Raw genomic sequence first — 24,120 nt, 5'->3', positions numbered from 1 at the left:
CTCCGATCAATTCTCGAGAAGCAGGACCTGGACCTGCGGTCGCTTGCCCGACCAACGGGTCGCCGCACGCCGCGCGGCCAGGCGCGCGGCCTCTACGCGGTCGGCGTGATCCGCCTTTTTCGACTTGGCCAGGGCCTGGGCAACGTCGCTGCGCGCCTCTTCGATGAACGCCTGATAATCCTCGTCCAGAGGCAGGCCGATGGCGGCTACCTCGACGTTCCCCTTGCGGTCGGCTGCGACCGAGACAACGCCGTTGAAGGCAATGCGTCGGCGCATCACGATGGCCTCGCCATCGGCAGGCGCGATGATATCGCCGTCGAGTACGAGCCGGCCCGAGCGGACTTCGCCGAACTTGCCCGGTGCCCCCGGAGCCAGTCGCACGAGATCGCCGTTCTTCTGGAAGACCGCCTTGGGAATGCCGCATGACAGGCCCAGCTTCGCCTGCTCACGCATGTGGCGGATTTCTCCGTGCACGGGCACAAGAATGTCGGGACGGATCCAGCCATAGAGCGCCTCGAGTTCCGGCCTCCCGGGATGGCCCGAAACGTGGATATGGCTCTGCCGGTCGGTGACAATCACGACACCGTCGTCCGCGAGACGATTCTGGATCTTGCCGATGGCGATCTCGTTGCCCGGAATCTGGCGACTGGAGAAGAGGACGACATCGCCCTTCTCCAGCTTGATCGGGTGATTGCCTTCGGAAATGCGCGCAAGCGCCGCGCGCGGCTCACCCTGCCCACCGGTAGCGACGATCAGCACGTCGCTGCGCGGCAGGTCCATCGCCGTTTCCGGATCGACGATCTCGGGCAGATCCGTGAGGTATCCGCAAGCCTGGCCGGTCTGGATGATGCGATCGAGCGAGCGCCCCGCCACGCACAGCTTTCGGTTGGTGCGGCGCGCCACTTCGCCCAGCGTCTGGAGCCTCGCGACATTGGACGCAAAAGTGGTCACCAGAACGCGGCGACCATTGTGACGTTTCACTTCCTCGAGCAGGCCGTCGAAGACATCTCCTTCCGAACCCGATGCCTTCGGATTGAACACATTGGTAGAGTCGCAGACCAGCGCCAGCACGCCGTCGTCACCGATCTTCGTCAGTTCCTCGCTGGTTGCCGGGGTGCCGATCTGCGGCGCATCGTCCAGCTTCCAGTCGCCGGTATGGAAAATTCGGCCGAACGGCGTATCGATCAGCAGGGCGTTGCCTTCAGCGATCGAGTGCGCGAGCGGCACGTAGCGAATGCCGAAAGGCCCGATCTCGAAACGCTCAAGGTCTTCCACCACGATGAGTTCGACATCGCCGAGAATACCGGCCTCTTCAAGCTTGGCCGCGACCAGCTTTGCCGTGAAGGGCGTCGCATAGATCGGAACGCCCAGTTCCTGGGCGAAATAGGGAACGGCACCAATGTGGTCTTCATGCGCATGGGTCAGGACAATGCCCAGCAGGTTCTCGCGCTCATTCTCGATGAATTCGAGATCGGCGAAGACGAGATCGATGCCCGGGTACTCGTTCATGCCGAAGGTCATGCCAAGGTCGACCATCAGCCACTTGCCCTGGCAGCCGTAGAGATTGACGTTCATGCCAATCTCGCCCGAGCCGCCGAGCGCGCAAAACAACAATTCGTTACCGGGTATCACTTAGAAGCTGCCCTTTCGGCAAGTATGGCAAGGCCGTCGAGCGTAAGATCCGGATCGACGGCATCGAAAATCTCGGTCGCCTCATCGAACAGCACCGCAAGGCCGCCCGTCGCGATGACCTTGGCGGGACGGCCGATTTCGGCACGCATCCGCGCGATCAGGCCTTCCATCATGGCTACGTAGCCCCAGAAGACGCCAATCAGCATCTGGTCCTCGGTATTGCGGCCGATAACGCTGGTCGTCTTGGGAAGCTCGATGGCAATGCGCGGCAGCTTGGCGGTATTGCCGACCAGCGCGTCGAGCGAGAGGTTGATGCCAGGCGCGATGATCCCGCCCTTGTACGCGCCCTTGAAGTCGACAATGTCGAAGGTCGTCGCCGTCCCGAAATCGACGACGATCAGGTCTCCGCCATGCTTGGCATGGGCGGCGATCGCATTGACGGCGCGGTCGGCGCCAAGCGAGCGCGGCTCGTCCACGTCGATTTCAATGGCGTAATTGGCCTTGCCCTGACCCGCGATCAGAGGCTCGACATTGAAGTAGTGCCGGCTCAGAATCTCGAGGTTGTGGAGCGCGCGCGGCACCACGGTCGAAATGATGATCGTGTCGACCTGCTTGGCATCGATCCCGCGAATGCCGAGCAGTTGCATCAGCCAGACGGCATATTCGTCGCCTGTACGGCGCGGATCGGTGGCTATGCGCCAACGCCCCTTCAACTCGCGTCCGTCGAACAGCGCGAAAACGACATTGGTATTGCCAGCATCAATGGCGAGCAGCATGGGACCTGGTTTTCCTCAATGCGAAGTTGCGGAAAGAAGCACGTCGCCGGCGTGGATCGTCCGCACCGATCCGTCATCCAGGCTGAGCAGGAGGTTCCCCTCTTGCGTCAGCCCGGCAAACCCACCTTCGATTGCCTCCTCTCCCGGAGGAAGCACTGTGAGGCGTGTTCCCTTGGGATGTGCGGCACTCTGCCAGCGACGAAGCATGGGGGCAAGGCCGGCCGACCGCCAGCGTTCAAGTTCGAGAGCAAAGGCCCGCGCCAGCACATTCGCGAAATCATCGCGGGAGACATCGACGCCATGATCGCAAAGTGCGGCAACGGCACGCCCCTCGACATGCGGCGCGACGCGCAGGTTCACGCCGATGCCGACAATGATTGTCCCGGCGATCATTTCGAGGAGGATGCCCGCGACCTTGCTGCCGGCCAGCAGGAGATCGTTCGGCCACTTGAGCCACAGGGGCGAAGGATCGGGGAGCAGCGAGGCGATGGCTTCGTGGACCGAAAGACCAGCCAGAAGCGCAAGACTGGCGAACGGCGGATCGCCCTGCCCGAGCCTCACTACCGTCGAGCCCATGAAATTGCCGAGCCCGTCATTCCAGGCGCGGCCCAGGCGGCCCTTCCCTGCCGTCTGGCGGTCCGCGACCAGCCACTCGCCTTCCGGAAGGTATTCCCCTCCGGACAGGCGAGCAGCCAGATCAGCGTTGGTCGAACCCGTCTGAGTGACGGTTCGGATCAAAACGAGAAGTAAAGGGCTGCCGCGGCAGCGTCAGCGAGACCGCCCAGCCACTTGGTCAACAGGTAGCCCAGCGGCGAAATGAAGACGACCGAGGCGACAAGAATGATCTTGTGCCAGATGTCGTTCTCGCCCTTCACCACGTCGGCAGCCTCGTCGAAGTACATGATCTTGACGATCTTGAGGTAGTAGAAAGCGCCGATGACCGATGCCGCAATGCCGATGGCGGCCAGCGCGATCAGGTTGGCCTGCACCGCCGCCTGGAAGACAACAAACTTGCCCCAGAAACCGAACAGCGGCGGAATACCGGCAAGGCTGAACATGATCATCGCCAGGCCCAGCGCCAGCGCCGGTCGCGTACGCGACAGGCCGGCAAGCTTCGCGATGTCCTCGACGTAGTTGCCGTTCTCGTCCTTGAGCATCAGGATCGCGACGAAACCGCCCAGAGACATTGCGACGTAGATCGCAAGGTACACGAGCATGGCCGAAGCGCCCTGCGGCGTGGCAACGGCCAGACCGATCAGCATGAAACCGACATTGTTGATCGACGAGTACGCCATCAGTCGCTTGATGTTCGACTGGCCGATGGCGCCAAGGGCACCGACCACGATCGAGGCGAGCGAGATGAAGATCACGATCTGCTGCCAGGCAGCGGCCTGCTCACCGAACGCATCGAGCATGACGCGCATGGTCAGGCCGAGGGCAGCCACCTTCGGCGCGGTCGCGAAGAAGGTAGTGACCGGCGTCGGCGCACCTTCATAAACGTCGGGCGTCCACATGTGGAACGGCACGGCACTGATCTTGAAGGCAAGCCCTGCCAGCATGAACACGATGCCGAACAGCGCCCCATGCGACAGCCCGGAGGACAGCGCGGCGTTGATGCCCGAGAACGAGGTCGTGCCGGTAAAGCCGTAAGTCAGGCTCATGCCGAAGAGCAGGATGCCCGAGGCGAGCGAACCCAGGACGAAGTACTTCAGGCCCGATTCCGCCGAACGGTCATCCGTGCGCAGGAAGGCCGCAAGGACGTAGGCAGCCAGCGAGTTCATCTCGAGACCGATGTACAGCGTCAGCAGGTCGCCTGCCGAAACCATGATGCCCATGCCCAGCGCCGCGAAGACGACGAGCACGGGATATTCCGCACGCATCGCATCGAAGCGATCGAAGAACTTCGGGGCAATGACCAAGGAGGCCGCAGCCGAGATATAGATCAGGATCTTGGCGTAGGACGCAAAGGCATCGGCACGGAACTGGCCGAAGAAAGCCGAGGTATCCGGCCCCATTGCGCCGCCGCACAGCGCGGGGGCGACGAGGAAGGACGCGGCGGCAAGCGCAGCAACCGCCAGGATCGAGATCAGACGGCTCGACTTGTCACCGCCCCAGGCGGCGATCAGGAGCAGGACCAGGCCTGCAATGCTCAGTGTTTCTTCCGGCGCGATCAGGCGCAGCGACTGTGACCAGTCCATCAGTGTGCCCCCTCATGCGCAGCTTCTTCTTCGTGCACAGGCTTTTCCTTACCCATGGCGACCTTGGAGTCTCCTTCCGGCTTGGCAGCGGCAAGACGGGCGTCGAGCGCGGCAATGTCGGCGCGCATCGGCGCGATGAAGCTCTCGGGATAGATGCCCATCCACAGCACTGCGATGCCCAGCGGAACCACCATCAGCAGCTCACGGACGTCGAGGTCGGCCATGGCGGCAGCATCGGCGTTCTTCTGCTCGCCGAAAGCGACCCGGCGATAGAGATAAAGCATGTAGGCAGCGCCCAGGATGATGCCGGTGGCGCAGATCAGCGTGGTCCACGTCGAAACCTGGTAGATACCCGCGAGGCTCAGGAACTCGCCGACGAAACCGCTGGTGCCCGGAAGGCCGACGGAGGCCATCGTGAAGAGCATGAAGAACAGCGCGTAACGCGGCATGTTGATCGAAAGGCCGCCGTAGCGATCGATTTCGCGGGTGTGCAGGCGATCGTAGATGATGCCCACGCACAGGAACAGCGCGCCCGAAACCAGACCGTGGCTGAGCATGATCAGCATCGAGCCCTCGAGGCCCTGCACGTTGAAGGCGAACAGGCCGATGGTCACGATCGCCATGTGCGCAACCGACGAATAGGCAATCAGCTTCTTCATGTCGTGCTGCACGAGTGCAATCAGCGAGGTCAGCACCACGGCTGCCATCGACAGGCCCCAGACCAGCGGACCGAAGTAGGCCGAGGCTTCGGGGAACATCGGCAGCGAGAAGCGGATGAAACCGTAGCCGCCCATCTTCAGCAGAACGCCTGCAAGGATGACCGAACCGGCGGTCGGCGCCTGGACGTGCGCGTCCGGAAGCCAGGTGTGGACCGGCCACATCGGCATCTTCACCGCGAAGCTGGCGAAGAAGGCAAGCCACAGCCAGGTCTGGACCTGCGGATCGAAATCGTAAGCCATCAGCGTCGGGATGTCGGTGGTACCGGCGGTATTCGCCATCCACAGCATCGCGATCAGCATCAGCACCGAGCCGAGCAGCGTGTAGAGGAAGAACTTGTACGAAGCGTAGATACGGTCCGCACCGCCCCACACGCCGATGATCAGGTACATCGGGATGAGGCCGGCCTCGAAGAAGATGTAGAACAGGAACAGGTCCTGCGCCGCGAAAACGCCGATCATGAGCGTTTCCATCAGCAGGAACGCGGCCATGTACTCACCAACGCGCTTGTCGATCGACTTCCAGCTGGCACCGATGCAGATCGGCATGAGGAAGACGGACAGCATGATCAGCAACAGGGCGATGCCGTCGATACCGAGCGCGTAGGAGAAGCCGGAGAACAGCTCCACCCGCTCGGTGAACTGCCACTGCGCGCCGCCGATGTCGAAATTCGCCCAGAGCACGACGCCCAGTGCAAAATCGACCAAGGTCGCCGCCAGCGCGAGATTTCGCGCCGACTTCGCTTCGAGGAAGAGGCATGCCAGTGCCGCCGCAAGCGGCACAAGCAGCATCAGGCTGAGGATCGGAAAACCACTCATCATCTTATCCCGCGATCACCCAGCTGATGGCGCCGACAAGGCCCAGCAGCATGACTAGTGCGTAACTGTAGAGATAGCCCGACTGGACTTTCTGTGCGTAAGTCGAACCCTTGGCGACGACCCAGGCCGCGCCGTTGGGACCGAAGCGGTCGATCAGACCCACGTCGCCCTGCTTCCAGAACACGCGGCCGAGCCAGAATGCCGGAACCACGAACAGGTAGTGGTATAGCTCGTCGAACATCCACTTGCGGTACACGAAGGTGTAGATCGGCCCGAGTTGCTCTGCGACCGCCGCCGGGAACCTGGTGTTGCGGATGTAACCGTACCAGGCGGTGACCAGACCGATGACCATCACGATGAACGGGCTCCATTTGATGAGCTCGGGGATCGAGTGCATCGCGTGGATCAGGTGTTCGTGGAACACCAGTGCGCCCTTCCAGAATTCGCCGGTACCTTCGCTGACGAACTCGTGCTGGAACACATAACCTGCGGCAACCGCGCCAAAGGCGAGAACCAGCAGCGGGATCAGCATGACCAGCGGGCTTTCATGCGGATGATAGCCGGCAGTGCCTTCGGGATTGTGGACATGGTTGTCATGCCCGGCTTCCTCCGAAGGATCCTCGTGGTGATGGTGCACGGCGTGCTGGATGTGCTCCGAACCGGCCCAGCGCGGCTTGCCGAAGAAAGTCAGGAACACCAGACGCCAGGAATAGAAGCTGGTCATCAAAGCAGCGAAGATACCCATCCAGAAGGCGAAGCTGCCCGAGGCGCTGCCCGCGGCATAGGCCGCCTCGAGGATCGCGTCCTTCGAGTGGAAGCCGGCGAAGCCCACACCGAACACACCCACGCCGGTGATGGCGAGCGTACCGGCCGTCATCGTCCAGAAGGTTATCGGGATGTGCTTACGCAGATCGCCGTAGAAGCGCATGTCCTGCTCGTGGTGCATCGCATGGATGACCGAACCGGCACCCAGGAACAGCAGCGCCTTGAAGAAGGCGTGCGTGAACAGGTGGAACATGGCCGCACCGTACGCGCCCACACCAGCGGCGAAGAACATGTAGCCGAGCTGCGAGCAGGTCGAGTACGCGATCACGCGCTTGATGTCCCACTGGGTGCAGCCGATCGTCGCCGCGAAGAAGCAGGTCGCGCCGCCGATCACGGTGATGAAGGCCATCGCCGTCGGGCTGGTCTCGAACATCGGCGAAAGACGGCAGACCATGAAGACGCCGGCGGTGACCATGGTCGCCGCGTGGATCAGCGCCGAAACCGGGGTCGGGCCTTCCATCGCGTCCGGAAGCCAGGTGTGCAGGCCGAGCTGTGCCGACTTGCCCATCGCACCGATGAACAGCAGCAGGCACAGGACGGTCATGGTGTCGAAACGATGGCCAAGGAAACCGATCGTCGAACCCGCCATGCCCGGTGCCGCATGCAGGATCTCGGGGATCGAGACGGTGCCGAAGACCAGGAACGTACCGAAGATGCCAAGCATGAAGCCAAGGTCACCGACGCGGTTGACCACGAAGGCCTTGATGGCGGCAGCGCAGGCCGAAGGCTTGCGGAACCAGAAGCCGATCAGCAGGTACGAGGCCAGACCGACGCCTTCCCAACCGAAGAACATCTGCACCAGGTTGTCCGCGGTCACCAGCATGAGCATGGCGAAAGTGAACAGCGAGAGGTAGGCGAAGAAGCGCGGCTGATCCGGCTCCTCGTCCATGTAACCCCACGAATAGAGGTGCACGAGCGCCGAAACCGACGTGACGACCACCAGCATGACCGCGGTCAGGGTGTCGACGCGCAGGGCCCAGTCAAAGGCCATCGGCCCCGACTTCACCCAGGTCAGCACCGGTACGACGGTCGCTTCGGCGCTGCCCGTCAGGAAGCTGATGAAGATCGGCCAGGACAGTGCACAGGCAATGAACAGGGCGCCGGTGGTGACCACCTTTGCCGGAACATTGCCGAGCTGCTTGTTGCCAAGCCCGGCGATGATCGCTGCCAGGAGCGGCAGGAAGACGATGAGCAGGATCGACTGCAAGGCCTTATCCCTTCATCCGGTTGACGTCGTCGACGGCGATGCTGCCGCGGCCACGGAAATAGATCACGAGGATAGCAAGCCCCACTGCGGCCTCGCCCGCCGCCACGGTCAGAACGAACATGGCGAAGATCTGCCCGGTCAGGTCTCCCAGGAAGGAGCTGAAGGCGACGAGGTTGATGTTCACCGCAAGCAGGATCAGTTCGATCGCCATCAGGATGACAATGATGTTCTTGCGGTTCAGGAAGATGCCGAGAACGCCGAGCACGAAAAGGATCGAGCTGACCACGACATAGTGTTCGATACCGATCACAGCTGGACCCCCTTGCCCACTTCGGGCTTGACGTTGACGGTCGCTTCATCGGGACGGCGCATGATCTGCTTGGAGATCTTCTGGCCCCGGGTGTCCGAACGCTGGCGATGGGTCAGCACGATGGCGCCGATCATCGCGACGAGCAGGATGATGCCCGCGGCTTCGAACAGGAAGAGGTAGCGGCTGTAAAGGAGGCCACCGATGGCCTCGATGTTGCTGGCCCCGGCAGGCGTCGCGGCGGTGCCGTCGGGCGAGCCAAGGTCCATCGCGCCGGCGCGGTAGGCACCGATGCCCAGGACCATCTCGGCCAGCAAGACGATTGCGACGAGCAGGCCCAGCGGGAAGTTCCTGACGAACCCGGCACGCAGTTCGGCGAAGTCGATGTCGAGCATCATGACGACGAACAGGAAGAGCACCGCAACCGCGCCGACATAGACAATGACGAGCAGCATCGCGATGAACTCGGCGCCGGTCAGCACCATCAGGCCGGCGGCGTTGAAGAACGCCAGGATCAGCCAGAGGACCGAGTGGACCGGGTTGCGGGCAGTGATCGTCGTCACGGCGGACGCGATGGTGATCACGGCGAAGAGGTAGAAGGCAAATACGTGAATCATGACCTCGGCGCGCCCCTAGCGATACGGCGCATCGGCTTCAAGGTTCGCGGCAATGGCCCGCTCCCACTTGTCCCCGTTCGCCAACAGCTTAGCCTTGTCGTAGAGCAGTTCTTCGCGCGTTTCGGTCGCGTATTCGAAGTTCGGCCCTTCGACGATTGCATCGACCGGGCAGGCTTCCTGGCAGAAGCCGCAGTAGATGCACTTCGTCATATCGATGTCGTAGCGCGTGGTGCGCCTCGAACCGTCGGCACGCGGGGCGGCCTCGATGGTGATCGCCTGCGCCGGGCAGATCGCCTCGCACAGCTTGCACGCGATGCAGCGTTCCTCGCCGTTGGGATAACGGCGCAGGGCGTGCTCACCGCGAAAGCGGGGCGAAAGCGGGTTCTTCTCGAAGGGGTAGTTGATCGTCGCCTTGGGCTTGAAGAAGTACTTCAAGGTGAGCCAGTGCGCCTTCACGAACTCCCAGAGCGTGAAGCTCTTGATGAGGTGTCCGACGGTCATGCGAAGTGTCCGGTAGCCATGAGGTAGCCGCTGACGAGTACGACGAACAGCAGCGATACGGGCAGGAAGACCTTCCAGCCCAGACGCATCAGCTGGTCGTAGCGGTACCGCGGGACGGTCGCCTTCACCCAGCTGAACACGAAGAAGAAGAACAGTACCTTGAGCAGGAACCAGATGAAGCCCGGAACCAGGTACAGGATCGGAATGTCGAGCGGCGGCAGCCAGCCCCCGAAGAACAGCGTCGCGTTGAGCGCGCACATCAGCAGGACGTTGGCATATTCACCAAGCCAGTAGGCGGCGAAAGCCATCGACGAGTACTCGGTCTGGTAACCGGCGACGAGCTCGGATTCCGCTTCAGTCAGGTCGAAGGGAGCGCGCTGCGTCTCGGCCATGCCCGAGATCAGGAACATCACCCACATCGGGAACAGCAGCGGATTGAACGCAAAGCCGTTGAAGATGCCGAAGACATGGCCCTTCTGCGCCCAGACGATGTCGTTCAGGTTGAACGTGCCGGCCCACAGGACGACGCAGATCAGGATGAAGCCGATCGAGACTTCATAGGAAATCATCTGCGCCGAAGCGCGCATCGCCGAGAAGAACGGGTACTTCGAGTTCGAAGCCCAGCCCGCCATGATCGTGCCGTAAACGCCCAGCGAACTGATCGCGAGAACGTAGAGCAGACCGACATTGATATCGGCGAGGATCGCGCCCGAATTGAACGGGATCACCGCCCAGGCCATCAGCGCCACGGTGAAGGTCACGACAGGGGCGATCAGGAAGATGCCCTTGTTCGCGGCCGAGGGAATGATGGTTTCCTGAAGGAAGACCTTGAGGCCGTCCGCGAAGGACTGAAGCAGACCGAACGGGCCGACGACATTGGGGCCGCGGCGCAGCGCCATGGCCGCCCAGATCTTGCGGTCCGCGTAGATGATCATCGCCACACCGAGCAGCAGCGGCAGCGCGATCAGCAGGATGCCGCAGATCGTCGAGACGAACCACGCCCAGTCGTGGGACATGCCGAGGGATTGGAAGAAAGCGGTCATTCCGCAGCCTCCGCAATCTCCTCGCCGTGCAGCAGTTCAGCCGAACAGCGCTGCATCGTCGCACTGGCGCGGGCGATGGGGTTGGTCATGTAGAAGTCCTTGACCGGATAGGCGATCACGCCGGCGGCAGAACCGCCACCAGCAGGCAGGTCGCTCCCGTAGTCGGCCAGACCCTCGATGCCAAGGGCCGGGACCTCGGAAATCATCGCAGCGCGCAATTCCTCGAAGCTGTCAAAGCCCACCGAAACGCCGAAAGCATCGGCCAGGGCCCGCAGGATCGACCAGTCCTCACGCGCATCGCCCGGAGCGAAGACGGCCTTGTCGGCCATCTGCACGCGCCCTTCGGTATTCACGTAGGTACCGGCCTTTTCGGTATAGGCCGCAGCCGGCAGGATCACGTCTGCTGCGTGCGCGCCCTTGTCGCCGTGATGACCGATGTAGACGATCATCGAGTCGGCGAAGCGGGTATAGTCCACTTCGTCCGCACCGAGCGAGAGCAGGACCTTGGGCTTGGCTGCGACGATGTCGGCGATGCCGCCCTTCTGCGCGTAGCCGAGCATCAGCCCGCCCATGCGCGAAGCCGCCATGTGCAGGACGTTGAAGCCGTTCCACCTGGTGCCGTCTTCCAGATCGCGAACGAGATTGAACTCGCCCGCGAGCGCCAGAGCCGCTTCGAGGCCGCCACGGCCCAGCCCTGCTCCGCCGACGATGATCGCCGGACGCGCCGCGCCCTTGAGCGCTTCGCCGACATGGGCCGGAAGCTTGCCGAGAACCGAAAGGTCATCGCCGAGGAACTCGCCGCCGAACGTGGTTTCCCACTCCGGACCGACGAGGAACACCTTCGCGCCGCCCTTCACGGCCTTGCGCAGTCGCACGTTCACCAACGGCGCTTCGGCGCGCACGTTGCTGCCCACGACCAGGATTGCGTCGGCAGTCTCGATGCCACCGAGCGTGGAGTTGAAGTTCACCGCGGCCAGGCTCGAGGTGTCGTAGTCCATGCCGGTCTGGCGACCTTCGAGCAGGTTCGAGCCAAGCGCGCCGACCAGCTTGCTGGCCGCGAACATCGTCTCGCAGTCGAGCATGTCGCCGGCAACCGCGGCAATCGAATTGCCCGGATTGAGCGAGGCGATCGCGGCAAAGGCCTCACCCCAGCTAGCCGGAACCAGCTTGCCGTCACGGCGCAGGAACGGCTTGTCGAGGCGGCGCTTGGTCAGGCCGTCGACCTGGTAGCGCGCCTTGTCCGAGATCCATTCCTCGTTGACATCGTCGTTGATGCGCGGGAGCACGCGAAGCACTTCGCGGCCGCGGCTGTCGATGCGGATGTTCGCGCCGATCGCATCGGAAACGTCGATCCCGAGGGTCTTCTTCAGCTCCCAGGGACGCGCTTCGTAGGCATAGGGGCGCGAAGTCAGCGCGCCGACCGGGCAAAGGTCGATCACGTTGGCCGACATCTCGTGCTTGGCAGCATGTTCGAGATAGGTCGTGATCTGCATGTTCTCGCCGCGATAGAGCGCGCCGATCTCGTCCACGCCGGCGATCTCTTCCGAGAAACGCACGCAGCGGGTGCAGTGGATGCAGCGCGTCATCGTCGTCTTGATGAGCGGGCCCATGTATTTCTCGGTGACCGCGCGCTTGTTCTCGTCATAGCGCGAGGCGCCGCGGCCATAGGCCACCGACTGGTCCTGCAGGTCGCATTCGCCGCCCTGGTCGCAGATCGGGCAGTCGAGCGGGTGGTTGATGAGGAGGAACTCCATCACCCCTTCCCGCGCCTTCTTGACCATTTCGGAGTCGGTGCGGATCTCCTGTCCTTCGGTGGCCGGAAGCGCGCACGAAGCCTGCGGCTTGGGCGGTCCGGGCTTCACCTCGACGAGGCACATGCGGCAGTTGCCCGCAATCGACAGGCGCTCATGATAGCAGAAGCGCGGGATTTCCTTGCCGGCGAGTTCGCAGGCCTGCAGCACGGTAGCGCCTGCAGGGACCTCGAGTTCTACGCCGTCTACGGTAACTTTAGGCATCAGGGTTTCCCCTCATATGTTACAGGCATGGGCGCTTCAAAGCGTTGCCACAGTCCGTCTGCGACAAAGCCGCGAACGTCCTCTATTCTAAGTGAAATTGTTTCCCCTTGGGGCAAGCAGGCGCCTAGCGTGGGCACCAATGCCTTGGCTGCTTGCTTCTCTTCCACTGTTCCCCAACCGGTACGCATTAAGTTGTCGGCATCTGCGCTATTCTGCGCGACCACGCAATCGGCGAAGGCACCCAAGGCCTGAGCGCGGCTAACATCTGCAGCTTTCGCGTAGGAAGGGCGCGGCACAGATTGCTCGACACCGTTCTCTGGCTGAGCCTTGCGGTTGTCTAAGTAGGCTTGCTCAGCCAGCAAGCCCCGCAAGGCGTGCGTGCTGAACTCGGCACCCATCTGAGTAATGCCAACTTCCTGCGCGCCAAGACATTTATCGAGTCGCAGATAACCGACAATGTTGCCCAAACCCGGATCGAAATCTGTCATGTCACTATGACGGAGGAAATAGTCCACTCTGTCCGGCTGACTGCGAAACACACAAGAGGCAAAATCCTTCAGCAGGGCCCTGCGCTCACGACCCGTCACCTGCTTTGGCTTTACCGGAATGCGTGACCCCGTCTGCAACTCGGGTTTCAGCACCTGCGCGGCCCCAGCTTCGCAGCAAGTCCCGCCGAATACCAGCAAAGCAATCCCAAGGCGAAAAGCAGCCCTCACTCAGCAGCCTCCGGCATGTTTTCAGCGATCCGGCGTTCCAGCTCGGGGCGGAAATGGCGGATCAGGCCCTGGATCGGCCACGCCGCAGCGTCGCCAAGGGCGCAGATGGTGTGGCCTTCGACCTGCTTGGTGACCTGCTGCAGCATGTCGATTTCCTCGACCGCCGCGTCACCGGTGCGCAGGCGTTCCATGACGCGCCACATCCAGCCCGTGCCTTCGCGGCAGGGCGTGCACTGGCCGCAGGACTCGTGCTTGTAGAAGTACGAGAGACGCGAAATGGCGCGAACGATGTCAGTGGACTTGTCCATGACGATCACGGCAGCGGTGCCGAGACCCGACCCGACGGCCTTGAGGCCATCGAAGTCCATCGGCGCGTCCCAGATCTGGTCGGCCGGAACCAGCGGAACCGAGGAACCGCCCGGGATCACCGCCAGCAGGTTGTCCCGGCCGCCGCGGATGCCGCCGCAGTGCTTTTCGATCAGCTCGCTGAAGGGAATGCTCATTTCCTCTTCGACGACGCACGGCTTGTTCACGTGGCCCGAGATCTGGAAGAGCTTGGTGCCCTTGTTGTTGTCGCGCCCGAAGCTGGAGAACCACGAGGCGCCGCGGCGCATGATGGTCGGCGCAACGGCGATGGACTCGACGTTGTTGACCGTGGTCGGGCAGCCGTAAAGGCCTGCACCCGCCGGGAACGGCGGCTTGAGGCGGGGCTGCCCCTTCTTGCCTTCGAGGCTTTCGATCATCGCGGTTTCTTCACCGCAGATGTAGGCGCCCGCGCCGCGGTGGACGAAGACGTCGAAGTCGTAGCCCGAACCGGCTGCGTTCTTGCCCAGCAGGCCTGCCGCATAAGCTTCATCGCGCGCCGCGAAGAGCGTCTCGGCCTCGCGGATGTATTCACCGCGAATGTAGATGTAGGCCGCACGCGCGCCCATCGCGAAACCGGCAACCAGCGCGCCTTCCAGCAGCAGGTGCGGATCGTGACGGATGATCTCGCGATCCTTGCACGAACCGGGCTCGGATTCGTCCGCGTTGATGACCAGGAAGCTGGGCTTGGGATTGCCAGCATGGTCGAGCGGCGGCTGCTTGGGCATGAAGGACCACTTCATGCCGGTCGGAAAACCTGCGCCGCCGCGGCCGCGCAGCCCCGAAGCCTTGATCTCCTCGATGATGAGATCACGGCCCTTGGCGATGATGTCCTTGGTGTTGTCCCAGGCGCCGCGTGCCTGCGCAGCCTTCAGGTTCCACGGCTGGTAGCCGTAGACATTGGTGAAGATGCGATCCTTGTCAGCGAGAGCCATGACTTACCACTCTCCCCGGTAATCGTGATTTTCCGTGACCATCTCCTTCAGGGTGGTCGGGCCACCCGAAGGTTCGACGGTGTGACGGCCCGGCTCCTGCGTCCCGGCCTTGGGCGTCTCGCCCTTGGCCAGCGCGTCGAGCACGGCATCGAGGCGCTCGGGAGTGAGGTCCTCGTAGTTGTCGTCGTTGATCTGGACCATCGGCGCGGAGGCACAGTTGCCCATGCACTCGACCTCGGTGAACGACCACATGCCGTCGGGCGTGGTGTGGCCCTTCTTCATGCCGCGCTTCTTGCAGGCCGCGATGATGTCGTCAGAACCGCGCAGCATGCACGGCGTGGTGCCGCAGACCTGAACGTGGAAGCGACCGATCGGCGCGATGTTGTACATCGTGTAGAACGTGGCGACTTCGACAACGCGGATGATCGGCATGTCGAGCTGTGCCGCGACGTATTCCATCACCGGGATCGGCAGCCAGCCTTGCGTGCTTTCCTCGGCACCGACCTGGCGCTGGGCGAGGTCGAGCAGCGGCATCACCGCCGAACGCTGACGGCCCGCCGGATAGCGCGCGACGATGTCCTTAGCCTTCTCGGCATTCTCCGCGGTCCACGCGAAGTTGCCCCAACGGGCCCGCAATTCGGGCGTATCGGGTTCGATATAGCGGTCAGCCATGCTTACCCCTGCGCTTCAGCCACTGGTCCTGGCCGAAAAGAAACATTTCAAATCCGCCGATGGCGGTTACCAGCATCGCCAGCAAGGGCGACGGGGCGGTATCGAGATAGAGCGCGCCGAAGTAGCAGACAGCGAGCACGAGGCCCGTCACTGCCGCCCAGACGCGGGTCAGTTCAAGCGTGTTGAATTTCACCGGATAAACTCCACCCGCGAGCACTTGTCGCCTTCGAAGCTGTAGACGGCCAGCACGTCGAACGGCTCGACAAGTTCGGAGCCATCGGTTGCCGGGCCGCGCGTGACGTGTTCGCGCAGGACGACGTAGTTGTCGGTCTCTTCGCGCGAAACGATCTCGGCCCTGTTCTGCGGCCACCTGGCGAAAGCCGCCTTGAGGCCCGAACGCGTACCTTCCTTGCCCTCACGAACAACTGCGCCGCGATAGTTCGCTTCGCTGGCTTCGTCGGTCATGTAGGTCACGTAGAGATCGGCGTCCTGCGCATTGTAGGCGGCGATCATGGCCTCGGCGATTGCGAGCTTGCTCAACGGTCGCACTCCCCGAACACGACGTCGATGGCGCCCAGGATGGCGGTCGCGTCAGGCAGCATGTGGCCCTTGGACATGAAGTCCATCGCCTGCAAGTGCGAGAAGGCGGTCGGACGGATCTTGCAGCGGTACGGCTTGTTGGAACCGTCCGAGACGAGATAGACGCCGAATTCGCCCTTGGGGCTCTCGGTGGCAACGTAGACTTCGCCGGCCGGAACGTGGAAGCCCTCGGTGTAGAGCTTGAAGTGATGGATCAGCGATTCCATCGAGCTCTTCATCTCGCCGCGCTTGGGCGGGCCGACCTTGCGGTCCGCAGTCATGACCGGACCTTCCGGCATCTCGGCAAGGCACTGCTTCATGATGCGCGCGGACTGGCGCACTTCCTCGACGCGAACCATGAAACGGTCATAGCAGTCGGAGTTGGTACCGACCGGGATCTCGAAGTCCATGCGGTCGTAAACGTCGTAGGGCTGGCTCTTGCGGATATCCCAGGGGATGCCCGCCGCGCGGATCATCGGGCCCGAGAAGCCCCAGGCCAGCGCATCTTCACGGCTCACCAGTGCGATGTCGACATTGCGCTGCTTGAAGATGCGGTTGTCGACGACGAGGCTCATCGCGTCCTCGAACAGCGTCGGCAGGCGTGTGTCGAGCCAGTCGGCGATGTCGGTCAGCAGCTTGAGCGGCACGTCCTGGTGGACGCCGCCGGGGCGGAACCACGCCGAGTGCATGCGTGCGCCCGAAGCGCGTTCGAAGAAGTTGAGGCAGTCCTCACGGATCTCGAACAGCCACAGGTTCGGGGTCATCGCGCCGACGTCCATGACGTGGCTGCCGATGTTGAGCATGTGGTTGCAGATGCGGGTCAGCTCGGCGAACAGCACGCGCAGGTACTGGGCGCGCAGCGGAACCTCGAGGTTCAGCAGCTTCTCGATCGCCAGGACGTAGCTGTGCTCCATGCCGAGCGGCGAACAGTAATCGAGCCGGTCGAAGTAGGGCAGCGCCTGAAGATAGGTCTTGTTCTCGATCAGCTTCTCGGTGCCGCGGTGCAACAGGCCGACGTGCGGGTCGATGCGCTCGATGACTTCGCCGTCGAGCTCCATGACCATGCGCAGAACGCCGTGGGCCGCCGGGTGCTGCGGGCCGAAGTTGATCGTGTAGTTGCTGATGATCTCGTCGCCGGTAGTCGGCGACTGCTCGAGCTGCATGCTCATGCCTTGTCCCCTTCCGCCTTTTCATCGCCCGGCAGCACGTATTCCGCGCCTTCCCAAGGGCTCATGAAGTCGAACGAGCGGAAATCCTGGGCCAGCTTGACCGGTTCGTAGACCACACGCTTGTCCTCTTCGGAGTAGCGCAGTTCCTGGTAGCCGGTGAGCGGGAAATCCTTGCGGAAGGGATGACCCTCGAAACCGTAGTCGGTCAGGATGCGGCGCAGGTCCGGATTGCCGGCGAAGATCACGCCGTACATGTCGAACACTTCGCGCTCGAGCCAGCCCGCGTTGGGCCAGATCGTCGTGACGGTCGGCACCGGCGTGCTTTCGGCGGCACTGACCTTCACCATCAGGCGGTGGTTCTTCGTCACCGAAAGCAACATGTAGACGACTTCGAAACGCTCGGCGCGCGACGGATAGTCGACGCCGGCCATTTCCATGAGCTGTTGATACTCATGGCTGTCGCGCAGCAGGCGCAGCGCGTTCTCGATCTGGTCACGGACCACGGTGAGCACGACTTCGCCGTGCTCTTCCTTGGCCGAGACCAGCATCGATCCGAGCGCAGCGGAGAGCGCGTCGATGACGCCTTCGTTGGACGCAAACTTGGGGGCGGAATGCAGTACGGGCATGGGGGCCATTACCTCTCGAGCGTACCGGCGCGGCGGATCTTGCGCTGCAGCTGCATGACGCCATAGAGCAGCGCCTCGGCAGTCGGCGGGCAGCCGGGCACGTAGATGTCCACGGGCACGATGCGGTCACAGCCGCGCACGACGCTGTAGCTGTAGTGGTAGTAGCCACCGCCATTCGCGCACGACCCCATCGAGATGACGTACTTGGGGTCCGACATCTGGTCATAAACCTTGCGCAGCGCCGGGGCCATCTTGTTGCACAGGGTGCCGGCCACGATCATCACGTCCGACTGACGCGGGGAAGCGCGCGGCGCGGCGCCGAAGCGCTCCATGTCATAGCGCGGCATGTTCACGTGGATCATCTCGACCGCGCAGCAGGCAAGGCCGAAAGTCATCCACCACAGCGAACCCGTGCGGGCCCACTGGAAAAGTTCTTCCGTAGAGGTAACGAGGAAGCCCTTGTCCGAAACTTCCTGGTTGAGGTCTTTGAAAAACGCCTGGTCGGGCGGCGTGACTGCGCCACCCTGACCCATAGGCTGTCCGGTGCTGTCCACGAGAGTGCTCATTCCCAGTCCAGAGCTCCCTTCTTCCATGCATAGGCGAGGCCAATGGCCAGTTCGCCGAGGAACACCATCATCGTCAGCCAGCCAGCCCAGCCCGTGACGTCGAGCGAGACCGCCCAGGGAAACAGGAACGCTGCTTCAAGGTCGAAGATGATGAAGAGAATCGCCACCAGGTAGAAGCGCACGTCGAACTGGCTGCGCGGGTCCTCGAACGCGGGAAAACCGCATTCGTACTCGCTGAGCTTGTCCGAGTTCGGATTGTGCGTCCCGGTCAGACGGGCGACCGCCATGGGCAGGAACACGATAATCCCGGAGAGCGCCAACGCGATCACCAGGAAAATCAGAATCGGCAAATATTGCGACAGATCAGTCAATGGTCATGGCCTCGTACCGGTGAGGGCTGCCGGACTTGGCCTGAGCGGCGTCCGGTCGTTGCGCGCGCTCTTAGGCCAGCCCTCCGGCCATCGCAAGGGAGGCAATCGGATAATTCCGGCCTTCTTCATCGCGATGCAGCAAGATTGATAGCTCGCAAATGCCATGCCTCGGCCCTGCAGCGCGGGACCGACCGCCGCACATCCGCCGGCGATCACCGACAAAGGCCCTGAATTGCGCGGGATTGCCGCGCACGGGCTCTGTGCAGGTTCAGCCCAGCCAAGCGCGCCGGGCCGCAACTGCCCTTCTTCTGCCGCAATCCGGCAAAAATCGAAGAACACGCCGCAGCCGCTGCCGCTGGGATCGATCGGTTGCACCCGGGCCTGCCCAGCGCGACTCGGAGGGCTTCAGATCGCGTGAGCGGGAGTCGAGGGCAGACAATTTTCCGTCATGGGATTATCATCGTCACACCCCATATATGGGGAGCGTTAACGCGCTCACGATGCCAGTTGTTCTTTTGGACAGGCCAATTGCATTTGATGCAATGCAGCATTAGATCACTGTCAACTGTTCTTCCATGCAGAAAGGCAAAGTCATGGCCCAGATTTCGGCTAACGACCCCATCGTCATCCTCTCCTATGCACGCACGCCCATGGGCGGCCTGCAGGGTGTGTTCGCTGATGTCTCGGCCACCGATCTCGGCGCCACCGCGGTCAAGGCCGCAGTCGAACGCTCGGGCGTTGCGGGCGAAGACGTCGAGCGCATCTACATGGGCTGCGTCCTTCCCGCCGGTCTCGGCCAGGCCCCTGCCCGCCAGGCAGCGCTCAAGGCCGGACTGCCCAAGTCGGTTCAGGCCACGACCGTCAACAAGGTCTGCGGTTCGGGCATGCAGACGGTGATCATGGGCGCAGAGGCACTCGCTTCGGGCTCGCTCGACCTGATTATCGCAGGCGGCATGGAATCGATGACCAATGCCCCCTACCTGTCCAAGAAGCATCGCTCGGGCGCCCGCGCCGGCCATGACACGCTCTACGATCACATGTTCCTCGACGGACTCGAGGATGCCTACGAAGGCGGATCGATGGGCTCCTTCGCGCAAGTAACAGCCGACGAGTACCAGCTGACCCGCGAAAATCAGGACGACTTCTCCATCGAATCGCTGCGCCGCGCGCAGGAAGCGATCACCAGCGGCGCGTTCAAGGACGAAGTCGTTCCCGTCACAGTCAAGACGCGAAAGGGTGAAGTCGTCGTAGATACCGACGAGCAGCCGCCCAAGGGCAACCCGGACAAGATCCGTACCCTGCGCGCCGCTTTCGCCAAGGACGGCACGATCACCGCAGCCAGCTCCAGCTCGATTTCCGACGGCGCCGCTGCCGTCGTCATGAGCCGCGCCAGCGTTGCTGCCGCCAAGGGCCTCAAGCCGGTCGCCACCGTCGTGGGCGTTGCGGCCCATGCGCATGAGCCCGCCAAGTTCACCACCGCACCGGTCGGCGCGATCACCAAGCTCCTCGACAAGGTGGGCTGGCAGCTTTCCGACGTCGACCTGTTTGAAGTGAACGAAGCCTTCGCCTGCGTGGCGATGTTCGCGATGCACGACCTCGGCATCCCGCACGACAAGATCAACATCCACGGCGGCGCCACCGCTCTGGGCCATCCGATCGGAGCCTCGGGCACCCGCATCATCGTGACGCTGATCAACGCGCTCAAGGACAAGGGCCTCAAGCGCGGCGTCGCCAGCCTCTGCATCGGCGGCGGCGAAGCCACCGCTATTGCGGTCGAACTGGCCTGATCGCCTTCGGGCAATAACGATTCGAAGGAAGGGCCCTGCCGGTAACGGCGGGGCCTTTTCATTTGGGGCTCAGGGCTCTCCTGTGCCCCAGAGACGTTCGCTCAGCACGAAGCCCTTGTGCCCTTCCACGTCGAAACCGCACCAGCCCGACTCGCAATTGCCGAGCAGGCCCACGACGCCCGGCTCGATGCGCCAGAGAACCGGCGAACCGGCCTTGCCCTCGGCATGCATCTCGATGAGGCCGTCACCCGTCACGATGGCCGATCGCTGGCGCGAAAGCAGCAGGTCGCGCATCCAACCCTTGTCCCCGTCCGGGTCTTCGATCAGGCGCCAGGGCCCCTCCCGGCGTACGATCTTCACCGGCAGATGCTCGCGCCTGTAGACCCAGGCAATCCTGTAGGATTCCCCGGGACCTACGCGCATGTTCGCAAGATCGGTATCGATCGAGGCCCAGTAAGGCACCTTGTCGTCATCGCCCGCATGGGCAGGCACGGACATGCCGCAAAGGGCAACCAGAGGGATCAGGAACTTCCAGCGGATCATGCCGGCTACTTACGCCTGCCTGACATTTCCCATCAAGGTTTCTTGACCCGGACCCTGTGGAAGGCATAGCCGGATAACGACATGACTTTGGTGACCGACTCTGCATCCGCCCGCGTTTTCGACGGCACTCCCCGCGTGATCGTCACGCGGCGGCTGTTGCCCGGCGTCGAGGATCGCATGGCGCAGCTTTTCGATGTGACGCTCAACCGGGAGGACCTGCCCATGTCGCGCGGCGATCTGGCAGCCGCCATGCGCGAGTGCGATGTGCTGGTGCCGACCGTTACCGACAGGATCGACGCTGAACTCATCGAGCAGGCGGGTGAACGCCTGGGGCTGATCGCCAACTTCGGCGCAGGCACCGAACATATCGACCTTGCCGCAGCCCGCGCCCGCAAGATCATGGTCACGAACACGCCTGGCGTCTTCACCGACGATACCGCCGACCTGACGCTGGCGCTGATCATCCTCGTCTCGCGCAAGTTCAGCGAGGGTGCCCGCGTCCTGCGCGAAGGCCGTTGGCAAGGATGGGGACCGTCGGCCATGCTCGGCCACAGCCTGGGCGGCAAGCGCCTCGGTATCGTCGGCATGGGCCGCATCGGTCAGGCCGTTGCCCACCGCGCCCGCGCCTTTGGCATGCAGATCCATTACCACAACCGGCACCGCCTGCCCGCTTCGCTGGAGAACATGGTCTCCGCGCGCTACGAGGCCGATCTCGACAAGCTCGTCGCCGAGGCGGACATCCTCACTTTCCATTGCCCTGCCGCGCCAGATACCGCTGCACTGCTCGACCGTCGCCGGCTGTCGCTGATGAAACCGGGGGCCTGCGTCGTGAACACCGCCCGCGGCCAGATCATCGACGAGCAGGCCCTGATCGAAGCCTTGACCGAGCAGCGCATCGGCGGCGCGGGCCTGGACGTCTTCGCCAACGAGCCGAACGTCAATCCACAGCTACTCGCGGCGCCCGGCATTGTCGCCCTGCCCCACCTCGGCAGCGCCACCGAGGAAGGACGCGGCGCTGCCGGAGAGCGGATCATCGCCAATATCCAGTTCTGGGTGGACGGACACCGTCCTCCCGACCAGGTACTGCCCGAACTTCCCTGAACCGCGCGCCGTCCCGGCACGAACATTGCGCCATTCATGCCATCGATATGGCAGAACATGCTGCAAACGCTTGTCTCATGACGAATGAGTGCTCTAAGGCGCCCCGCAGGAGGAACACAGCGACCTCGCGAAGCGTGGCCTGAAGGGGAAATCTCAAATGAAAAAGCAGTGCTTGCTGCCGCTTGCCGGCATGCTCGCAGTCCTGCCGGGCATGGCCCTGGCGCAGGACGGCCGAATCGATGTGAGCAACAGTGGTGACACGGCGTGGCTGCTGGTATCTTCCGCGCTCGTCCTCATGATGGCTGCGCCCGGGCTGTCGCTGTTCTATGGCGGCCTCGTTCGCGCGAAGAACTTCCTGTCGGTGCTGGTCCAGTGCGGTGCGATCGCCGCCATCGCCTCGGTGCTGTGGATCGCGGTCGGCTACACCCTCGCCTTTGGCAACGTCAGCAGTGGCTGGCTGGGCGGCGGCAATGCCTTGATGCTCGGCAATCTGGGCAATGTGCGCGCCGGAACCGAAGTTCCCGAGAGCGCCTTCGCCCTGTTCCAGATGACCTTCGCCGCGATCACCCCCGCGCTGATGGCGGGCGCCTGGGTCGACCGTGCCCGCTTCGGCTGGGTCATCGCCTTCTGCGCCCTCTGGGGTCTCGTGGTCTATGCGCCCGTTGCCCACTGGATCTGGGGCGGCGGCTGGCTGGCAACCGGCCTTGGCACGCTCGATTGGGCCGGTGGGATCGTCATCCACACGACCGCAGGCGTATCGGCGCTGGTCATCGCAATCATGCTGGGCCGCCGCAGCGGCTTTCCCAATACCTTGATGCTGCCGCACAGCCCGTCGCTGACGATGGCCGGCGCGGCGCTGCTCTGGGTCGGCTGGTTCGGCTTCAACGGCGGTTCGGCGATTGCGGCCAACGACGATGCGGCCGCCGCGATCATCGCGACCCATGCCGCGGCGGCGACGGCGGCCCTCGTCTGGCTGCTCGTCGAACGCTTCACCGTCGGCAAGCCCACCAGCGTCGGCTTCGCCACCGGCGCCATCGCCGGGCTTGCCACTGTCACGCCCGCGGCAGGATTCATCTCGCCCGGCGCCGCGATCCTGTTCGGCGCTGCCGGCGCGGTGGTGTGCTACTACGCGATCCAGCTGGTGAAGCAGAAACTTGCCATCGACGACTCGCTCGACGTCTTCGCCGTGCACGGCGTGGGCGGCATGCTCGGCTCGCTCCTGCTCGGCATCTTCATGTCGCAGAGCCTGGGCGGCGTGGGCTACGGTGAAGGCGTGACCATGGCCAGCCAGACCGCCGCGCAGTTCATCGGCGTGGGCGTGACAATCCTGTGGTCGGTAATTGCCAGCGTCATTCTCGCAGTCATGGCCTCGGTTGTCTTCCCAATGCGCGTCAGCGAAGATGCCGAGCGCGAAGGCCTCGACATCACCAGCCACGGTGAGCGGGCCTGGGAGTTCGACTGAGCTAGAGAAAGGTCAGCATGACAGCCGGAGAAAACAGGCCCTTGCGCCGCCTCGCGATGGAGGCCTGCGCACGCAGCCTCGATTTCTCCGGCCGTTCCTCGCGCCGCGAGCTGGCGGCGTTCTTCGCCTGGGCCATTGGCCTCGACCTTGCCCTCAATCTGCTGGCAAGGATCATGCTCGAAGGCGATGCCGAAAGCTGGGTTCGCCTCGTCCTCGATACCCTCCTGTTTCTCCCCGTCTTCGCCCTCTTCGCCAGGCGTTTGCATGACCTCGGGCGAAGCGGCTGGTGGATGCTCTTCGTTCTCGTCGCAATGGCCCGCACCTTCGGGCTCAAGGCCCTCGGCATCGCCGGCTATCCCAATGTGCGCGACGCGATCGAGAGCTGGACCGACCTGCTCAACTGGGTGCTCGTTCCCGGATTCCTGATTGTCGCCGTCGCAGCGCTCTTCATGCCCGCAAGGCGTTCAGCCTCCTCGTAGAGCGAAGCGCACGAGAACCCGCGCATCTACACACGCAAACGGCCGGCGAGGACATCTCCCCGCCGGCCGTCTGAATTCGGCAATTGCCCTTGGCG

At 63.3% G+C, this 24,120-nt stretch carries 24 protein-coding genes and 1 pseudogene; 4 read left to right on the top strand and 21 right to left on the bottom strand.

Features of this window, described 5'->3' with window-relative positions; genetic code table 11:
• Positions 1 to 6: 6 nt before the first annotated feature.
• The 20 genes and pseudogenes from JI59_RS02910 to ndhC all read right to left on the bottom strand — a co-directional run bounded on the left by JI59_RS02910 (position 7) and on the right by ndhC (position 18,653).
• Positions 7 to 1,632, bottom strand: coding sequence for a ribonuclease J (locus JI59_RS02910; RefSeq protein WP_007015114.1), 1,626 nt, complete (start codon positions 1,630 to 1,632; stop codon positions 7 to 9).
• On the bottom strand, positions 1,629 to 2,408 hold the full coding sequence (locus JI59_RS02905; RefSeq protein ID WP_007015113.1) for a type III pantothenate kinase: 780 nt from the start codon (positions 2,406 to 2,408) through the stop codon (positions 1,629 to 1,631). The genes JI59_RS02910 and JI59_RS02905 overlap by 4 nt, the downstream gene beginning before the upstream one ends.
• A 15-nt stretch (positions 2,409 to 2,423) precedes the next feature.
• Entirely contained in the window at positions 2,424 to 3,146 is a 723-nt protein-coding gene (locus tag JI59_RS02900) for a biotin--[acetyl-CoA-carboxylase] ligase (RefSeq protein WP_007015112.1), read from the bottom strand.
• Complete coding sequence (gene nuoN, locus JI59_RS02895) at positions 3,143 to 4,606, bottom strand: NADH-quinone oxidoreductase subunit NuoN (protein ID WP_007015111.1); 1,464 nt, start codon at positions 4,604 to 4,606, stop codon at positions 3,143 to 3,145. The genes JI59_RS02900 and nuoN overlap by 4 nt, the downstream gene beginning before the upstream one ends.
• Positions 4,606 to 6,141 (bottom strand): NADH-quinone oxidoreductase subunit M, encoded by a 1,536-nt coding sequence (locus JI59_RS02890; RefSeq protein ID WP_038576845.1) that lies wholly within the window; start codon positions 6,139 to 6,141, stop codon positions 4,606 to 4,608. The genes nuoN and JI59_RS02890 overlap by 1 nt, the downstream gene beginning before the upstream one ends.
• 4 nt (positions 6,142 to 6,145) lie before the next feature.
• Complete coding sequence (nuoL, locus tag JI59_RS02885; RefSeq protein WP_007015109.1) at positions 6,146 to 8,173, bottom strand: NADH-quinone oxidoreductase subunit L; 2,028 nt, start codon at positions 8,171 to 8,173, stop codon at positions 6,146 to 6,148.
• Between the two features lie 4 nt (positions 8,174 to 8,177).
• Positions 8,178 to 8,483: an NADH-quinone oxidoreductase subunit NuoK gene (gene nuoK / locus JI59_RS02880; RefSeq protein WP_007015108.1), complete on the bottom strand. Its 306-nt coding sequence runs from the start codon at positions 8,481 to 8,483 to the stop codon at positions 8,178 to 8,180.
• Positions 8,480 to 9,097: an NADH-quinone oxidoreductase subunit J gene (locus tag JI59_RS02875; protein WP_007015107.1), complete on the bottom strand. Its 618-nt coding sequence runs from the start codon at positions 9,095 to 9,097 to the stop codon at positions 8,480 to 8,482. Before JI59_RS02875 ends, nuoK begins: the two co-directional genes overlap by 4 nt.
• 15 nt (positions 9,098 to 9,112) lie before the next feature.
• Positions 9,113 to 9,598 carry an NADH-quinone oxidoreductase subunit NuoI gene (gene nuoI / locus JI59_RS02870; RefSeq protein ID WP_007015106.1) on the bottom strand — a complete coding sequence of 162 codons (486 nt, stop codon included), beginning with the start codon at positions 9,596 to 9,598 and terminating at the stop codon, positions 9,113 to 9,115.
• A complete protein-coding gene (gene nuoH / locus JI59_RS02865; protein ID WP_007015105.1) occupies positions 9,595 to 10,641 on the bottom strand; it encodes an NADH-quinone oxidoreductase subunit NuoH in 1,047 nt (348 codons plus the stop codon). The genes nuoI and nuoH overlap by 4 nt, the downstream gene beginning before the upstream one ends.
• Positions 10,638 to 12,656: an NADH-quinone oxidoreductase subunit NuoG gene (nuoG, locus tag JI59_RS02860; protein WP_038575430.1), complete on the bottom strand. Its 2,019-nt coding sequence runs from the start codon at positions 12,654 to 12,656 to the stop codon at positions 10,638 to 10,640. Before nuoG ends, nuoH begins: the two co-directional genes overlap by 4 nt.
• On the bottom strand, positions 12,656 to 13,372 hold the full coding sequence (locus JI59_RS02855) for a hypothetical protein (protein ID WP_039858349.1): 717 nt from the start codon (positions 13,370 to 13,372) through the stop codon (positions 12,656 to 12,658). Before JI59_RS02855 ends, nuoG begins: the two co-directional genes overlap by 1 nt.
• Positions 13,369 to 14,670, bottom strand: coding sequence for an NADH-quinone oxidoreductase subunit NuoF (gene nuoF / locus JI59_RS02850; protein ID WP_007015102.1), 1,302 nt, complete (start codon positions 14,668 to 14,670; stop codon positions 13,369 to 13,371). Before nuoF ends, JI59_RS02855 begins: the two co-directional genes overlap by 4 nt.
• 3 nt (positions 14,671 to 14,673) lie before the next feature.
• Positions 14,674 to 15,342 (bottom strand): complex I 24 kDa subunit family protein, encoded by a 669-nt coding sequence (locus JI59_RS02845; RefSeq protein ID WP_007015101.1) that lies wholly within the window; start codon positions 15,340 to 15,342, stop codon positions 14,674 to 14,676.
• Complete coding sequence (locus tag JI59_RS02840; protein ID WP_007015100.1) at positions 15,335 to 15,535, bottom strand: hypothetical protein; 201 nt, start codon at positions 15,533 to 15,535, stop codon at positions 15,335 to 15,337. Before JI59_RS02840 ends, JI59_RS02845 begins: the two co-directional genes overlap by 8 nt.
• Positions 15,532 to 15,882 carry a nuclear transport factor 2 family protein gene (locus JI59_RS02835; protein ID WP_038575429.1) on the bottom strand — a complete coding sequence of 117 codons (351 nt, stop codon included), beginning with the start codon at positions 15,880 to 15,882 and terminating at the stop codon, positions 15,532 to 15,534. Before JI59_RS02835 ends, JI59_RS02840 begins: the two co-directional genes overlap by 4 nt.
• Complete coding sequence (locus tag JI59_RS02830) at positions 15,879 to 17,090, bottom strand: NADH-quinone oxidoreductase subunit D (protein WP_013833771.1); 1,212 nt, start codon at positions 17,088 to 17,090, stop codon at positions 15,879 to 15,881. The genes JI59_RS02835 and JI59_RS02830 overlap by 4 nt, the downstream gene beginning before the upstream one ends.
• Before the next feature lie 14 nt (positions 17,091 to 17,104).
• Positions 17,105 to 17,716, bottom strand: a pseudogene (locus JI59_RS02825) (NADH-quinone oxidoreductase subunit C); the annotation flags it as partial.
• 8 nt (positions 17,717 to 17,724) lie between these two features.
• A complete protein-coding gene (locus JI59_RS02820) occupies positions 17,725 to 18,282 on the bottom strand; it encodes a NuoB/complex I 20 kDa subunit family protein (protein WP_051010081.1) in 558 nt (185 codons plus the stop codon).
• A complete protein-coding gene (gene ndhC / locus JI59_RS02815) occupies positions 18,279 to 18,653 on the bottom strand; it encodes an NADH-quinone oxidoreductase subunit A (protein ID WP_007015095.1) in 375 nt (124 codons plus the stop codon). The genes JI59_RS02820 and ndhC overlap by 4 nt, the downstream gene beginning before the upstream one ends.
• Before the next feature lie 593 nt (positions 18,654 to 19,246).
• On the opposite strand from ndhC, the gene JI59_RS02810 reads away from it, so the two are divergent.
• Positions 19,247 to 20,440: an acetyl-CoA C-acyltransferase gene (locus tag JI59_RS02810; protein WP_013833774.1), complete on the top strand. Its 1,194-nt coding sequence runs from the start codon at positions 19,247 to 19,249 to the stop codon at positions 20,438 to 20,440.
• Positions 20,441 to 20,509: 69 nt separating this feature from the next.
• Here the strand turns inward: JI59_RS02810 and JI59_RS02805 are convergent, their stop codons facing one another.
• Positions 20,510 to 20,983 carry an SH3 domain-containing protein gene (locus tag JI59_RS02805; protein ID WP_007015092.1) on the bottom strand — a complete coding sequence of 158 codons (474 nt, stop codon included), beginning with the start codon at positions 20,981 to 20,983 and terminating at the stop codon, positions 20,510 to 20,512.
• Positions 20,984 to 21,064: 81 nt separating this feature from the next.
• Between JI59_RS02805 and JI59_RS02800 the strand changes: the two genes are divergently transcribed.
• From JI59_RS02800 to JI59_RS02790, 3 genes are all read left to right on the top strand, one after another.
• Positions 21,065 to 22,084, top strand: a complete 1,020-nt coding sequence (locus tag JI59_RS02800) for a 2-hydroxyacid dehydrogenase (protein WP_007015091.1) — start codon at positions 21,065 to 21,067, stop codon at positions 22,082 to 22,084.
• A gap of 157 nt (positions 22,085 to 22,241) precedes the next feature.
• On the top strand, positions 22,242 to 23,546 hold the full coding sequence (locus tag JI59_RS02795) for an ammonium transporter (RefSeq protein WP_007015089.1): 1,305 nt from the start codon (positions 22,242 to 22,244) through the stop codon (positions 23,544 to 23,546).
• 17 nt (positions 23,547 to 23,563) lie between these two features.
• A complete protein-coding gene (locus JI59_RS02790) occupies positions 23,564 to 24,025 on the top strand; it encodes a DUF805 domain-containing protein (RefSeq protein WP_007015088.1) in 462 nt (153 codons plus the stop codon).
• Positions 24,026 to 24,120: the final 95 nt, after the last annotated feature.

The organism is Novosphingobium pentaromativorans US6-1, from assembly GCF_000767465.1.
Classification (GTDB): Bacteria; Pseudomonadota; Alphaproteobacteria; order Sphingomonadales; family Sphingomonadaceae; genus Novosphingobium; species Novosphingobium pentaromativorans.
The sequence above is the reverse complement of the archived record's forward strand: the minus strand, read 5'-3'. Positions and strand labels throughout refer to the sequence as shown.

Excerpts from the sequence above, each read along its gene's own strand:
- JI59_RS02810 (WP_013833774.1), top strand. The coding sequence starts at position 19,247 with ATGGCCCAGATTTCGGCTAACGACCCCATCGTCATCCTCTCCTATGCA.
- nuoI (WP_007015106.1), bottom strand. The coding sequence starts at position 9,598 with ATGACCGTCGGACACCTCATCAAGAGCTTCACGCTCTGGGAGTTCGTG.
- JI59_RS02790 (WP_007015088.1), top strand. The coding sequence starts at position 23,564 with ATGACAGCCGGAGAAAACAGGCCCTTGCGCCGCCTCGCGATGGAGGCC.
- JI59_RS02805 (WP_007015092.1), bottom strand. The coding sequence starts at position 20,983 with ATGATCCGCTGGAAGTTCCTGATCCCTCTGGTTGCCCTTTGCGGCATG.
- nuoF (WP_007015102.1), bottom strand. The coding sequence starts at position 14,670 with ATGGCTCTCGCTGACAAGGATCGCATCTTCACCAATGTCTACGGCTAC.
- JI59_RS02820 (WP_051010081.1), bottom strand. The coding sequence starts at position 18,282 with ATGAGCACTCTCGTGGACAGCACCGGACAGCCTATGGGTCAGGGTGGC.
- nuoN (WP_007015111.1), bottom strand. The coding sequence starts at position 4,606 with ATGGACTGGTCACAGTCGCTGCGCCTGATCGCGCCGGAAGAAACACTG.
- JI59_RS02800 (WP_007015091.1), top strand. The coding sequence starts at position 21,065 with ATGACTTTGGTGACCGACTCTGCATCCGCCCGCGTTTTCGACGGCACT.
- JI59_RS02845 (WP_007015101.1), bottom strand. The coding sequence starts at position 15,342 with ATGGCTGACCGCTATATCGAACCCGATACGCCCGAATTGCGGGCCCGT.
- nuoH (WP_007015105.1), bottom strand. The coding sequence starts at position 10,641 with ATGACCGCTTTCTTCCAATCCCTCGGCATGTCCCACGACTGGGCGTGG.
- nuoG (WP_038575430.1), bottom strand. The coding sequence starts at position 12,656 with ATGCCTAAAGTTACCGTAGACGGCGTAGAACTCGAGGTCCCTGCAGGC.
- JI59_RS02905 (WP_007015113.1), bottom strand. The coding sequence starts at position 2,408 with ATGCTGCTCGCCATTGATGCTGGCAATACCAATGTCGTTTTCGCGCTG.
- JI59_RS02830 (WP_013833771.1), bottom strand. The coding sequence starts at position 17,090 with ATGAGCATGCAGCTCGAGCAGTCGCCGACTACCGGCGACGAGATCATC.
- JI59_RS02890 (WP_038576845.1), bottom strand. The coding sequence starts at position 6,141 with ATGAGTGGTTTTCCGATCCTCAGCCTGATGCTGCTTGTGCCGCTTGCG.
- JI59_RS02795 (WP_007015089.1), top strand. The coding sequence starts at position 22,242 with ATGAAAAAGCAGTGCTTGCTGCCGCTTGCCGGCATGCTCGCAGTCCTG.
- JI59_RS02875 (WP_007015107.1), bottom strand. The coding sequence starts at position 9,097 with ATGATTCACGTATTTGCCTTCTACCTCTTCGCCGTGATCACCATCGCG.